The sequence below is a fragment of the Methylobacterium sp. D54C genome, from assembly GCF_053345595.1.
In genome coordinates this window covers 33,763-46,682 of record NZ_JBKFAK010000031.1, presented here as the reverse complement: position 1 = coordinate 46,682, position 12,920 = coordinate 33,763, and the positions used below count along the sequence as shown (strand labels likewise).

At 71.1% G+C, this 12,920-nt stretch carries 11 protein-coding genes and 1 pseudogene; 6 read left to right on the top strand and 6 right to left on the bottom strand.

Annotated features, from left to right (window positions below):
- Nucleotides 1-451: 451 nt before the first annotated feature.
- Nucleotides 452-730: a hypothetical protein gene (locus tag ACLBYB_RS29615; protein ID WP_447700938.1), complete on the bottom strand. Its 279-nt coding sequence runs from the start codon at nt 728-730 to the stop codon at nt 452-454.
- A 431-nt stretch (nt 731-1,161) separates the two neighbouring features.
- Nucleotides 1,162-1,800: an isochorismatase family protein gene (locus ACLBYB_RS29610; protein WP_447700937.1), complete on the bottom strand. Its 639-nt coding sequence runs from the start codon at nt 1,798-1,800 to the stop codon at nt 1,162-1,164.
- Between the two features lie 124 nt (nt 1,801-1,924).
- On the opposite strand from ACLBYB_RS29610, the gene ACLBYB_RS29605 reads away from it, so the two are divergent.
- The 5 genes from ACLBYB_RS29605 to ACLBYB_RS29585 all read left to right on the top strand — a co-directional run bounded on the left by ACLBYB_RS29605 (nt 1,925) and on the right by ACLBYB_RS29585 (nt 7,363).
- On the top strand, nt 1,925-2,836 hold the full coding sequence (locus ACLBYB_RS29605) for a LysR substrate-binding domain-containing protein (RefSeq protein ID WP_056529504.1): 912 nt from the start codon (nt 1,925-1,927) through the stop codon (nt 2,834-2,836).
- 186 nt (nt 2,837-3,022) lie between these two features.
- The gene (locus ACLBYB_RS29600; RefSeq protein ID WP_447700936.1) at nt 3,023-3,901 is read left to right on the top strand and encodes a pirin family protein; all 879 of its coding nucleotides are present in this window, start codon (nt 3,023-3,025) and stop codon (nt 3,899-3,901) included.
- Between the two features lie 103 nt (nt 3,902-4,004).
- Nucleotides 4,005-4,949 carry an alpha/beta hydrolase gene (locus tag ACLBYB_RS29595; RefSeq protein WP_091928349.1) on the top strand — a complete coding sequence of 315 codons (945 nt, stop codon included), beginning with the start codon at nt 4,005-4,007 and terminating at the stop codon, nt 4,947-4,949.
- 32 nt (nt 4,950-4,981) lie between these two features.
- Entirely contained in the window at nt 4,982-6,508 is a 1,527-nt protein-coding gene (locus tag ACLBYB_RS29590; protein ID WP_447700935.1) for a GMC family oxidoreductase, read from the top strand.
- 438 nt (nt 6,509-6,946) lie between these two features.
- Nucleotides 6,947-7,363: an ester cyclase gene (locus tag ACLBYB_RS29585; protein ID WP_447700934.1), complete on the top strand. Its 417-nt coding sequence runs from the start codon at nt 6,947-6,949 to the stop codon at nt 7,361-7,363.
- Here the strand turns inward: ACLBYB_RS29585 and ACLBYB_RS29580 are convergent.
- From ACLBYB_RS29580 to ACLBYB_RS29570, 3 genes are all read right to left on the bottom strand, one after another.
- The gene (locus ACLBYB_RS29580; protein WP_447700933.1) at nt 7,360-7,542 is read right to left on the bottom strand and encodes a hypothetical protein; all 183 of its coding nucleotides are present in this window, start codon (nt 7,540-7,542) and stop codon (nt 7,360-7,362) included. The genes ACLBYB_RS29585 and ACLBYB_RS29580 overlap by 4 nt on opposite strands.
- A gap of 170 nt (nt 7,543-7,712) precedes the next feature.
- Nucleotides 7,713-8,441 carry a phosphatase PAP2 family protein gene (locus ACLBYB_RS29575; RefSeq protein WP_447700932.1) on the bottom strand — a complete coding sequence of 243 codons (729 nt, stop codon included), beginning with the start codon at nt 8,439-8,441 and terminating at the stop codon, nt 7,713-7,715.
- Between the two features lie 26 nt (nt 8,442-8,467).
- Nucleotides 8,468-9,742, bottom strand: a complete 1,275-nt coding sequence (locus ACLBYB_RS29570; protein WP_447700931.1) for an MFS transporter — start codon at nt 9,740-9,742, stop codon at nt 8,468-8,470.
- A gap of 278 nt (nt 9,743-10,020) precedes the next feature.
- Here ACLBYB_RS29570 and ACLBYB_RS29565 point away from each other — a divergent pair.
- Nucleotides 10,021-10,083 (top strand): annotated as a pseudogene (locus ACLBYB_RS29565) (hypothetical protein); the annotation flags it as partial.
- Between the two features lie 144 nt (nt 10,084-10,227).
- On the opposite strand, the gene ACLBYB_RS29560 reads toward ACLBYB_RS29565, so the two are convergent.
- The gene (locus ACLBYB_RS29560; protein WP_447700930.1) at nt 10,228-12,771 is read right to left on the bottom strand and encodes an HWE histidine kinase domain-containing protein; all 2,544 of its coding nucleotides are present in this window, start codon (nt 12,769-12,771) and stop codon (nt 10,228-10,230) included.
- Nucleotides 12,772-12,920: the final 149 nt, after the last annotated feature.

Here is a 12,920-nt window from a genome sequence, read left to right as displayed (position 1 = left end):
GATGCCGACGGTGGTGATCTCCATGGGGATGGCTCCTGCATGAGCGTGGCTGCTGCTTTGACAGCAACCACATCTTGGCATCGAGATGCCGTCAGTCGGAGCGGGAGCCATCCACCCCATCTGCTTCTGGGCATCAAGTGCGGGAAAGCCGACCTCGGCTTCCATTCGCGCCCAAACTCGAGAAGCGGCGGACTCCGCCACGATCCGGCGCAGGGGATTTCGCATCGCCCTTCGACTGTGCGCGGCGAACGCGCACCGCGTGCGCTGGCTTGCGGTACCGGTCATCCAACCCCCATTCGCCGAGGGCTGTCGGGCGCGGTAAGGTTGATACCCTGCGGCGGGTCGCATCCCGGTCAGGGCAGGCGACGGTAGACACGGGCGAATTCCGTGCCGCGCCGGATTTCGCAGATGCCGGCTCGGCTGACCTTATCGAATACGCCAAGGGATGACTTCACCGTGCGGCGCGGACCTTCCGAATCGGATTCGCGGCCTTCTGCTCCTCTTGGTAAGCGGCGATAGCCATCGAGCAATTCGGTGTCAGGAGGCCGGCTCTCTCGCGGAAGCAGGCCTGGACTTCCCCGCCGTCGGGCGAGAACTGGCCGCAATGTTCCAGGTAATCTCCTATGCAGTGGCGCTTCAGGTTCTCCTGGCTCGCCTGTGTCTGGGCAAAGGCCATGTCGGAGACGAGGCCGAGGACAGCGGTGAGGCAAGCGGTCTTCAAGATACTCATGGTCGGCTCCGTAGGGTGAGAGATCTACCGAGGCGACGCCTTCAGGCTCCGGTCATCGCCAGATACGGGATGAGGGAGGCGCAGGCGAAGTTGCCGGCGATGACCAGCAGGATGACGGACTGCATGCCCATGACGGCTCACCTCGTCTGCGCGAGGAGACCGGCTGCGGATGCCGGCGTCAGCATCGGCGCGCAGGCGATGGCGCCGATCACGCTGATGACGATCAGCAGTCGTGCGATGATGGTGGTCATGTCGGTTCCCCCTCGTGGCCGTTCGGGCCTTTGGTTAATGAAGGATTTAAGAGCTCGGCCTTACGCGCGTGTTGCTTCGATTGTTGCGTCGAGCAGGGGCCGGCAGACACCGCTGGCGCGCCCGCTTGCCGACCGCTGTGGGACAGGCGGCGGCCGCAAACTGACACGTGTCGGGAACGGTCAAGCATTCGCTCCGCCGTCCACTCTGCCGAAGGAGGCGGCGACCTGGCCGACCAAGGTCGCCCAGGGCATGTCCAAGGCGGCGTAGACCGGGCCCGCCTCCGGGCGGGCGTTGTCCTTCAGGATCTCGACCATCAGCGTCGCGTAGTCGGACAGGACCACGCCCGCCTGCGCCATACGGAGAAGGCCGGCCTGGCGCTTGGTCTCGCTGAACGTCCCGGAGGCGTCGACAGCCACGTAGGCGTCGAGGCCGCGGGCGACGGCTGTCATGGCCGGGAAAGCCGCGCAGACCTCCAGCGAGATGCCGGCGAAGATCAGCTTCTCGCGGCCCGTGGCCTCGATGGCCCGGGCGACGCGCGCGTCGTCGTAGGCGTTCACCGACGAGCGGTCGATGATCTCGTTTCCGGGCAACGCCGCGACCAACTCGGGGAAGGTCGGACCCCATAGGCTGTCGCGCGCCGTCGTGGTGACCACGATGGGCAGGCCGAGCGCCGCGGCGGCCTTCGCCAGGGCGATCACGTTGTGCTTGAGCTCGCCCGTCGAATAGTCCCGCACGCCCGTCATCAGGCCGACCTGATGGTCGACGAGGACGAGGGCTGCGTTCTCGGCGGTGAGCGGTTCGTAGGCGCGAGCGGTCATCGTATCCTCCTGCTCAAGGCCCGTCGGGGCCGGCGACGAGCAAGAGCTACCGGCTGGACCGGCGGCCCAGAAGCCGCAACAATCCGAACCCAGCGTCCATAGGTTTGGACGATAAGGGGGCGGCGTGCTCGACCTGAACGACTTCTTCTACTTCGTGCAGGTCGTCGATCGCGGCGGCTTCACGGCCGCCGGGCGGACGCTGCGCGTGCCGAAATCCACCTTGAGCCACCGCCTCCAGCAGTTGGAGGGCGCCCTCGGCGTCCGGCTGTTGAACCGGACCTCGCGCCGGTTCGGCATGACGGATGCGGGGGAGGACTTCTACCGCCACGCGGTCGCGATGCTCAGAGAGGCGGAGCTGGCGGAGACGACGATCCGCCAGCGCCTGACGGAGCCGACCGGCACGGTGCGGTGCACGGCCGGCGTCGCGACCATGCAGTTCGCCCTGGCGGACATCATCGCGGACTTCCTCGTCCGCCACCCGAAGGTGAATGTCGTGGCCCACGGCGCGGACCGCACCGTCGACATCGTCGGCGAGAACTTCGACATCGCCGTGCGGGCCCATACGGACCCGCTGCCGGACTCGAACCTCGTCCAGCGTACCCTGGCGCCGGCGCCCTGGTTCCTGTTTGCGGGATCGGCATACCTCGACGAGAACGGCGCTCCGGACAATCCGGACGCCCTTCGGGACCATCCGTCCCTGTTCATGATGCGGACCGGGGTCGCGCCGGTCTGGCGGCTGCGGCACGCGAGCCGCGCCGGGGACGAGGCGGTACTGCCGTTGAGCCCGAGGCTGATGGGCGATGACATGGTCGGGCTGCAGCAGGCCGCCATCCGCGGCATCGGCGTGGTCGCTCTGCCGAGCTACATCTGTCGTCAGGCCGTCCGCTCGGGTGCCCTGCGGCGCGTTCTGCCCGACTGGGTCGCGGGCGACTCCACCCTGACGGCCCTCATTCCCTACCGCCAAGGCCTGCTTCCGTCCGTGCGGGCCTTCCTCGACCACCTCGCGGCGGAGTTTCCGAAGGCCGTGCTGCTCTAGGCGCGGGCGATCTCGACGGGGTCGGTCGAGGGTGTGCGGGGCCGGGGCCGGTCGCCATCCGCCGCGAGCGCCACCGGATGCCGGATCCCGGCGTCCAAACGGTCGGACGATAGGTCCGAAAATAGCTGCCTTCTCGGCCAGCGTTTGTCGCCACACCATCGGCACATCCACGCAGCGAGGCAGGACATGACAGCTCTCGAGACCATCCACGGGGCCGACGCGCTCCACCCGAGGCTCGGCGAGACCGTTCTCGGAGAGCCCCACCGCATCGGCTCGAACTTCTCCGCGGCGCACTTCTCCGAGGAAGCCTTCGACGGGCGCATGGACCCGCTCCTGATGGTCGACCACTTCGTCATGACGGGGCCGACCTTCGAGCCGCACCTCCATGCCGGCATCTCGGCCGTGACCGTCATGTTCGAGGACGCGACCGGCCACTTCCTCAACCGGGACACGCTGGGCCGAGACGTCGCCCTCGAGCCGGGCGACCTCTACTGGCTCGCGGCGGCGTCGGGCGCCGCGCACGAGGAGAGGCCGGCCGAAGGGGCACGGGTCCACGCCCTGCGGGTCTTCGTCAACCTGCCCGCGCGCCTCAAGGCGCAGCCGGCGCGCGCGCTGCACGTTCGCGCGGCCGACATCCCGGTCCTCGAAGGCCGCGGCCATCGCGTCCGCGTCGTCCTGGGGCAGAGCGGCGACGTTGTCGGCGCGGGTGGCACCCCGGAGGAGATGACACTGCTCGACGGCTTCCTACAGCCGGGCGGCGCCTTCGCCCACGCCCTGCCCGAGGGGCGGCAAGCCTGGATCTACGCCGTGTCGGGGCGCGTGTCCGTCCGCTGCCGTGAGGAGGAGCGCCTCCTGCCGGAGGGCGGCGCCCTCGCGGTGGGCGCAGGTTCCGCCGCGGAGATCATCCTCGAAGCCGCCGAGGCTGCGCATGTCGTGCTGATGGCCGGGCGGCCGATCCGCGAGCCCTTCGTCAAGCGCGGTCCGCTGGTGATGTCCACGGTCGCCGACGTCGAGCGCGCGCTCGCCGGCTACGCCCGGGGCGCGTTCGGCCGCATCCCGGCCTGAGATCCGATCGTCCGACACACGAACCCCGCGCGGCGCCGAGCGACGCGCGGACGGCGGAGCCTTGCCCGGCGGCGGTCGGGCCGATGCACCAGGGGGGACTGCGATGCGCGACGACACCTTCGGCCCCGATCCGGCGCCAGGGACGATCACCATTCCGCTCGCCGACGATGAACGGCGGCGCGAGGACGCCCTGCGGGACCTGTTCGCGCGCTTCTGGGGCAACGCGACGGGAGAGCCGCGGGCCGTCTACGACACCTTCATAGCCGGCAGCCCGCGCGCGGACGGCGTCGCGTTCGACCCTGTGGACGAGGCCGGCATCCGCGGCTGGTGGGTGCGCCCCGCGGATGCCGCGCCCGGCCAGGCGATCCTCTTCCTGCACGGCGGCGGCTACGTCCAGGGCACGGCCGCGGCCTATCGCGGCTTCGTCAGCCAGATCGCGAGCCGGGCCGGCGTCGCCGCGCTCGCCATCGACTATCCTCTGGCGCCGGAGGCGACGCTGCCCGCTGCCCCGGAGGCGGCGCTGGCTGCCTGGGATTGGTTGATCGGCCAAGGCTACGACCGGATCGCCGTCGTCGGGGACTCGGCCGGGGGCGGGCTGAGCCTCGTCACCCTGGCGAGCCTCGCCCTGCGCGCGCGCGGCCCTGCGCCGGTGGCCGGCGTCGTCTTCTCGCCCTGGACCGACCTGACGCTGTCCGGCCCCTCCATGAACGACCCTTCGGTGCAGGACCCGCTCATCGGTCGTGCGTACCTGCAGGACTGCGCGCGCAAGTATGCCGGCGCGCGCGATGTCCGCCACCCGCTGGCTTCACCGCTCCTCGGCGACCTGCGCGGATTGCCCCCGCTCCTGATCCAGGTCGGCACCGACGAGCGCCTCATCGACGACGCGACGCGCTACGCCCGGCGCGCCGAACAGGCTGGCGTCGCGGTGTGGCTGGAGGTCTGGGAGGGCCTGCATCACGTCTTCCAGCTCGACGTCGCCCACCTCGACAGCAGCCGCCGGGCCCTCGACCGAGCCGCCGCCTTCCTGCGCCGCGCCTCCGCATCCTGACCATCGCCGCTCTCGAAGAGGACATGTCCGCCATGCCCATCCGCGCCCCCATCCCGGATCAGGCCTTCGACGTCGTCATCGCCGGCGGAGGCTCCGCGGGCGCCGTGCTCGCGCGCCGGCTCAGCGAGAATCCGAACCGGACGGTTCTTCTGCTGGAGGCCGGACCGGCCTACGCGCCGGGGGCGTATCCGGACGTCATCGCGAACGCGAACCGGGTCGGCGGCGACGCGGCGCACGACTGGGGCTACCACACCCAGGACCGCTCCGGCCTCGGCCACGACGTGCGCGCGATCCGCGGCAAGGTGCTCGGCGGCAGCTCCGGCGTGAACGCCGCGGTCGCCATGCGGGCGCGGCCGTCCGATTTCGCCCGCTGGACCGCGCGCGGTCTCGACGGCTGGTCGTGGGACGAGGTGCTCCCGGTCTTCAGGGCACTGGAGAACACGCCGGCCGGCGACGACGCTCGGCGCGGGCGCTCCGGGCCCTTCCCGATCCGCCAGCGCACGATGGAGGAGATCACCCCCTCCATGCCCGCCTTCGTGTTGGCCGCGGAGGCGGCCGGCCTGTCCCGCATCGCCGACTTCAACGGCGTGGAGCAGCACGGCGTCTTGCCCTACCCGCTGAACGTGGTCGAGGGCCGACGCGTCAACACGGGCATGGCCTACCTGACTGAGGAGGTTCGGCGCCGACCGAACCTCGCCATCGTCGGGGGCGCCGAGGTCGACGCCGTGCTGTTCGACGGCCGGCGGGCGCGCGGCCTCCGGCTGCTGGGCGGCGCGACGGTGGAGGCCGGACGGGTGATCCTCTCGGCCGGGGCATTCGGCAGCCCCGCCATCCTGATGCGGTCGGGCATCGGGCCGGCGGCGCACCTGCGCGACCTCGACATTCCCGTGCTGCAGGACGCGCCGGTCGGCGAGCGACTCAAGGAGCATCCGTTCTACTACAACGTCTACGCGCTCAAGCGGGAGGTGCGGGCGATGGACCCGGTCGCGGGCGCGATCATCTGGACGCGGTCGCGTGAGGCCGCTCCGGACGAGTTGGACCTTCACATCTTGGGGACGCACATCTTCGATCCGGCGCAGAGCCCGACCGGCGGGGCCATCGTACTGGCCTGCTCGGTCACGCTGCCGAGGTCCGTCGGCTCGGTTCGGCTGGCGAGCCGCGACCCCCGCGCCATGCCGCTCATCCGCTACAACTTCTTCGAGGACCCGGCCGACCTGCGGCGCATGTTGGAAGCGGTACACCTGTCGCGGCGCATCGGCCGGACGACCCCGTTCAGCGACGTGGTCGCGGCGGAGATGTATCCCGGTCCCGATGTCCGTGACGACGACGCGCTGCGGCGAGCCGTGCTCTCGGCAGTCGACGGCTACGCCCACCCGACCTCCTCCGTCCCGATGGGCGGCCGCGACGACCCGTGGGCAGTGGTCGATGGGAACGGGGCGGTGCGCGGGGTGGACGGCCTGAACGTCGTCGATGCCTCGATCATGCCCGACATCGTCTCGGCGCCGACGAATGTGACCACGATCATGCTCGCCGAGGCGATCGGCCGGAGGTTCGGCTAGAGCCGTGCCCGATCGCGTTGCAATCGGGCACGGCTCTAAACCTTTGTCTCGACGCGCTCTCTTACGCCGAACCGGTATCCACTTCGGCGGAGAGCGCTCGAGCGCCCGGCCGGGGGACGGCCGAAGTCGGGACGCCGCCTTCGAGAAGCCGGGCCGCGCGCCTCGGCACGTCCGGCCCACCGCCTCCCCCGGCTTCACACGAGAACGGTCACAGACATGGCGCGCTCGACCTCGAAGCGTCTTGCCCCAACCCGCTCCCGCACGGGAGCGGGGGGCATGGCGCGGCGGCCTCGAACGAGGCGCCTTCCTGACCGTCGCGATACGGTTGGAAGCGGCGCCAGCCGCATGACCGTCCGCGCAGACCCTCGCAGAGGGTGCTTGCGCGGACGGCGTCCGCTACAATCGGCGCTTCCGGCAATGGAGAAGGGCGATCCAGGCATGGGCGACATCACGACGGTAGCAAAGGCCTTCTTCGACGCCTGCGAGACCGGCGGAGGCTGGGAGGCGTGCGCGCGCTACTGTGCCCCGCATGCGACCTTCTCCGGCCAGGCCGATGCCCTGGCCGGCGTGACCTCCCTGCGGGACTACACGGAGTGGATGAAGGGGCTCCTGACCTTCATCCCCGACGGTCGGTACGAGGTGCGTTCCTTCGCGACGGACGAGGAGCGCCGGAACGTGACGGCCTACGGGGTCTTCCACGGGACCCACACTGGCGAGGGCGGACCCTGCCCGCCCACGGGCAAATCCACGTCGACCGACTACGTGTATGTCATGCAGTTCGAGGGGGACCGCATCATCGGATTGACGAAGATCTGGAACGACGCCCGGGCCGTGAGAGAGCTCGGCTGGGCTTAGCCATCGCAGCGGCGAGCCTCGTCTTCCGCCGAACAGCGTGACGAGGCCGCCCGACAGATGTGCATCCCGCGGACGAGCTTCCTGGCCTGCCGCTTCTCGCAGATCTCCGTGACGGCGCGACCGGCGACCTTGACCATGAAGTGCCCATCAGCGGCCTTCTCCTCGGTGAGGTGAGACATGCCGGCGGCCTCCTGTCGTTCGGGGCTCGGATGTCGGGCGGCCCATCTCCGGGGCTGAGTCGGGTGCGGCAAGGGCCCGTGCGCGGGTGCCCAGGATTGCAGTTGGACAGGCGGGTTCGCCCCGCAAACCCGCCTCCCGCCTTCGTGATCCTGCGTCAGGAGCCTTCGCCTCACCGACCGGAGGCGCCGCCCTGGGCCGCGACTTCAGAAGCCGCCCGGGCGAGATCGCGTTCGAAGCGCGGGTCGTGGAACAGCGCCTCGGCGATGACGGCCGCGGCGATTTTGCCGGCTTCGAGGTCGGACGGGAAATGGGTGCCGGCGATCACGCGGTTCTCCCCGTAGGTCCCGGCGAACGCGAACAGCGCCTGGCGCTTCTCGGGCACGAGGCGCGACAGCACCGTGGCCGCGAGATACCCGAACGTGGCGTGGCCGCTAGGGTAGGACGTGCTGTCGGAGCGATGTCCGAACGTGGCGAGGTCCGGCTTCACCGTGTAGGGCCGCGGCCGCGCGATGGCGGCCTTCGCCGCCAGCACGGCGAGTTCCCCGTCCTGGAACACATTCTCGATCAGCGCCGCGGTGTCCGGCATCGTCTCCGCCGTGAAGGCTGGGCCGAGCACACCGGTGAAGCGGTCGAGGGTGCACGGCAGGTTCGCGGTGATGCGCCGCTCGTCGTCGGGCGTGCGGGCGCGGACCGCGGCCTCCACGGCCTGGATGTCCGCCTTGGCCGCTTCCGAGCCGGCTTCGGGCGGGGGCGGCAGGACGCGCTGCAGCGCCATCGCCGCCGGGTCGACGTAGGTGCTGTGGAGCGTCGCGGCGGTGACGGGCAGGGGAAGGGAGAGGAGCACGGCCAGCGTCGCGGTGAGCCGCCGGCCGCCCCGGCCGGAAATCCGATCTTTCACCACCCCTCCTCAAGCCGTGCCAGGTCTCACCGCTCGCAGCCACGCCGCCGGGCCGCCCCGGGGCTTCTCCGGGGCTTCTCCGGGATTGTCTCGGGCAGCAGCGTCACGAGCACTCCGAGCGCGACCGCCGCCACGGCGGCGCACGCGAGATAGGCGGCATCGAACCCCGCCTGCTGGACCAAGGTTCCGGCGATCACGAACGACAGCGAAGCGCCGGCGCCCTGCACGGTCCCGATCAGGCCGTGGGCGGCGTTGTAGCGGCCGGTTCCTCGGGTGATGTCGGCTATGACCAGCGGCTTCACCGCGCTGAGCAGGCCGGCACCGACGCCGTCGAGGCACTGGACCGCGATCAGCCAGTACGGGTCGCGCCAGACGAGATAGAGCAAGGCGCGCACGGGCAGCGCGGCGAAGCCGATCACGAGCAAGGGCTTGCGGCCCCAGCGCTCGGCCCGGCGGCCGACGATGAGCCCCATCGGCACCATCACCCCCTGCGCGCCGACGATGCAGACGGAGACGATGACGGACGACCAGTCCGGGCGCGCCTGCCCGATCTCCTGGGCGACGAGGGTCAGCAGCGGCGCGTTGGCGAAATGGAAAAGCCCTACGCAGGCCGCGAAGACCGTGAGCGGCCGGCAGGTCAGCAGGGTCCGCCACCGGGCCGGGGCTTGCTCCCCCTCGCCGCCGCCGCGGGCCCGGCGCGCGTCGATGGCATCGCGCGGGATGGAGTAGATGGCCGCGGCCGAGACGATGGCGCAGACCGGGACCAGGAGGAACACCGCGCGGTCCGGGAACAGCCAGCCGACGAGCCCGATCAGCACGGCGATGGCGACGTTCCCGGTCCGCTCCAGGGCGGCGTTGCGGCCGAAGCGCCCGGCGATCCGGTCGGCAGGGAAGAGGCCGAGCGTGAGCGTCGCGATGGCCGGGCTCAGCATGCCCCCGACGGCGGCCAGCACGCAGGAGGCCGCGAGCACGGGCCAGAAGTACGGGAAGAGCGCGACGAGGAGCGTGGCCAGCGAGAGCGCGACCAGGGCGCCGAGCAGGATCACGCGCTTGTCGCGCACCGCGTCGATGGCGGTCCCGATGGGCGTCTGCACCACGATGCCGACGATGCCCGACACCGTGCTGACAAGCCCGACCGAGGCATCATTCCAGCCGCGGTGCACGTAGAGGTAGACGTTGAGGTAGGGCTTGATCGCCCCGTTCACGTCGATGAGCAGGAGGTTGAGGAGGTCCAGGGACTTGGAGACGGATGGCCGTCGCGAAGTGGGCGACCGCTCCGCCTCGCCGATGTCCTGCCCCATGCGGTCCGCTCCCCTTTCAGCCAACCTAGAGCGGCGCGGCACCGAACCGAGGTGACCCCACCCCGAATGAGCGTGACCGCCGGTAGAGGCCCTCCGGCCCGGCGACCGCGGCGCCGACCCGCCCGAAGCCCGCGACGCACGCGACCGTCCCGGCCTGCCGGGTCTCGAATGCCGCCCGCGACCTGTCGGGCCCGGCGCCGTGACCCGCGCACCGCCGTCGTTCACCCCGCCTTCGGGCCAGCGGCACCACCGCCTTCGACGCGTGGCGCGACGGCGAGATCCGCCGCATCGAGGCACCGCGTCGCGATCGTGAAACCCGTCTCCGTGAGTCCGAGGGCTTCCTCGGCAAGCTGAGGCGCGCCGAGGACCGCGCGACCTCCGCGCGTTTCGTGGCGGAACATCCCACCGGGCCAGGAGCCGCGCCCGACATCGCCCCAACCACCGGTAACCCCGATCACCGACCCGTCGAGCACCGGCTCGCGGGCTCAAGCCGGGAAGGCGCGCAGGAGGTCCTCCGCCCCGTAGGGCTTCTTCACCACAGGCACGGCGGCGAGGTCTTCCGGAATGCGGAAGCCGTCGCCGTAGCCGGTGGCGAACGCGTAGGGGATGCCCAGTTCGAACAGCCTGCGCGCGACGGCGATGCTGGTCTCGGAGCCCAGGTTGACGTCGAGCAGGGCCCGGGCCGGCGGCGCCGCGTCGATCAGCCGGAGCGCCTCGCGCGTCGACGAGGCCATGTCCACGTTCGTGGCGCCGAGCGACGTGAGCAACTCCTCGGCCTCCAGGGCGATGATCATGTTGTCCTCGACGACCAGCACGGACCCCGCGAGACCGCGCAGCGCCTCGGCGGGAGCCGCCCTGACAGCCTTCGGCGCGGCGCGTGAGGCGTTCTGGACGAAGGCCGGGGGGATGGTGAAGCGCGCCTCGACGCCCGCCAGTTCGTAGCGCACCTCCGCCTCGCCCTTGAGCTCGTACGGGATCGACCGCTCGATGATGGTCGTGCCGAAGCCGCGCCGGGTGGGCGCCCGCACGGCCGGGCCGCCGGTCTCGCGCCATCGAATCACCAAGTGGTCGAGGGCGTCCCGCTCCCAGCGCAGGTCGACCCGCCCGAGGCTGTCGCAGAGCGCGCCGTACTTGGCCGAGTTCGTCATCATCTCGTGGACGACCAGGGCGACGGTCGAGAACGCCTGCGGTTCCAGCAGGACGTCGGCGCCGTCGAGCACGACCCGGCCGGCCTTGGGTCCGAGGTAGGCGCCGGCCTCCAGCATGACGAGGTCGCGCAGGGATCCCGGTCCCCAGTTGCTCGAGGTGATCTGGTCGTGCGCCCGGGCGAGCGCCTGGATGCGGTCGCCGACCGTGTTCGCGAAGGCGCTGTCCGCCCCGCCCGCCGGTCGGCTCTGGGTCACCACCCCGCGGATCAGGTTCAGGATGTTGCGGACCCGGTGGTTGAGCTCGGCGATGAGGAGTTCCTGACGCTCCTGCGCGACCTTGCGTTCCTTCTCGGCGGAGTCGGTGAGGCGCAGGATCACCTCGAGCAGGGTGATGCGCAGGGCCTCGGCGGTCCGCATCTCGACCTCGGCCCAGGGGAGCGAGCGCCCGTGCACGGTCTCGCGCCACGCCTCGAAGCTCTTGCGCGGGGTCAGACGGACGCCGTTCGGCCCCGGGGTCGCGGGCTTCACCGGGTTGCCCGCCCAGGTCACGGTCCGCGAGACCTCGCGCCGGAAGTAGACCAGAAAATCCCGGGGCGTGCGCGACACCGGGATGGCGAGCATGCCGGCCGCCCGCTCGGTGAAGTCGCGGCCCGGTTCGTGGACGCGCCCGATCTCGTCGGTCGCGTAGGCCTTGCTCGCGGCCGTGCGGTTGAGGAAGCGCACCAGGCCGGCGAACTCCTCCGCGGTCGGGGTCGAGCCCTGGAGCGTGATCTCGCCGTTCACCCACAGGCCGATGCCGTCGCAGGGCAGGATCGCCGCCAGGTCGTCGAGGAAGTCGGAGAGGCTTTCCAGGTTGGTGCCGCCGGTGGCCAGCGCGCCCAGCAGGCGGTTGTGCAACTCGCGCGAACGGACCTCGCGCTTGGCGTCGGCCTGCCGCTCGCGGGCCTCCAGCAGCCAGGAGAACATCTGGCCGAACAGCTCGGCGCCGGTCCGGCGCTCGAGCGAGATGTGGCGCGGCTCGGTGTGGTGGCAGGCGAACAGGCCCCACAGGCGACCGTCGCGCAGGATGGACACGGACAGCGAGGCCGCCACGCCCATGTTGCGCAGGTATTCGAGGTGGATCGGCGAGACCGTCCGCAGGGTCGACAGCGACAGGTCGAGGGGCTGGCCGGCCGGATCGCGCGGGGGCAGCACGGCGGCGCCGGTGTCGTCGACGTCGGCGATGATGCGCAGCCAGTTGCGCGCGTAGAGGGCGCGGGCCTGTTTGGGGATGTCGGAGGCCGGGTAGTGCAGCCCCAGGTAGGGGGCGAGGCCGGACCGGACCGCCTCGGCGATGACCTCGCCCGAATGGTCCTCGGCGAAGCGGTAGACCATAACCCGGTCGAACCCGGTCAGCGCCCGCATCTGGCGGGCGGCCTCGCGGCAGAGGGGGTCGAACCCCACGGTCTGCTGGAGACGGGTGACCATGCTGCGCACGAGGTTGCCGGCGCTGAGGTGTTCGGTGGCGCTCGGCTCGGCCTCGATGACGATGGTGTCCCCGGACCGGTGGAGGGCCACGTCGAACGGCTCGCCGCCCGGCACGAGCCGGAGGCCGAAGACCCGGTCGACGGCGTCGGGCCCGCGCAGGGTCTGCAGGTGCCCGCGCAGGGTGTGGATGGCCTCGCGGTCGAGGACGGCATCGAGGGGCAGGCCGAGAAGTGCCGCCGCACCCTGGCCGAGCCAGGTCGCGATGTTGTCCGAGGCGCGGGTGACGATCCAGTCCGGGGAGACCCCGATGAGGAAGCCGAACCCCTGCACCGCGCCGAGGATGTGGATGGGCTCGCGGTCGCAGGACGAGAGGTCGATCTCCGGCGTCGGTTGCGACGCGTTCAACTGGTCCATGGGCCCACGATGCTGCGCGCAGGCAAGGGTCCGGCTGCGGTTCGGATATTGTCTTCGCAGATCAACGCGGCATGGCGCGCGGGCGTTGCAGGACCGGCCTATGCCAGGATCCACGATCCTTTCCTTCGACGCGTTGCCGCGACCTCGGG

Excerpts from the sequence above, each read along its gene's own strand:
- ACLBYB_RS29580 (WP_447700933.1), bottom strand. The coding sequence starts at position 7,542 with ATGTCTCACCTCACCGAGGAGAAGGCCGCTGATGGGCACTTCATGGTC.
- ACLBYB_RS29560 (WP_447700930.1), bottom strand. The coding sequence starts at position 12,771 with ATGGACCAGTTGAACGCGTCGCAACCGACGCCGGAGATCGACCTCTCG.
- ACLBYB_RS29585 (WP_447700934.1), top strand. The coding sequence starts at position 6,947 with ATGGGCGACATCACGACGGTAGCAAAGGCCTTCTTCGACGCCTGCGAG.
- ACLBYB_RS29595 (WP_091928349.1), top strand. The coding sequence starts at position 4,005 with ATGCGCGACGACACCTTCGGCCCCGATCCGGCGCCAGGGACGATCACC.
- ACLBYB_RS29570 (WP_447700931.1), bottom strand. The coding sequence starts at position 9,742 with ATGGGGCAGGACATCGGCGAGGCGGAGCGGTCGCCCACTTCGCGACGG.
- ACLBYB_RS29615 (WP_447700938.1), bottom strand. The coding sequence starts at position 730 with ATGAGTATCTTGAAGACCGCTTGCCTCACCGCTGTCCTCGGCCTCGTC.
- ACLBYB_RS29600 (WP_447700936.1), top strand. The coding sequence starts at position 3,023 with ATGACAGCTCTCGAGACCATCCACGGGGCCGACGCGCTCCACCCGAGG.
- ACLBYB_RS29590 (WP_447700935.1), top strand. The coding sequence starts at position 4,982 with ATGCCCATCCGCGCCCCCATCCCGGATCAGGCCTTCGACGTCGTCATC.
- ACLBYB_RS29610 (WP_447700937.1), bottom strand. The coding sequence starts at position 1,800 with ATGACCGCTCGCGCCTACGAACCGCTCACCGCCGAGAACGCAGCCCTC.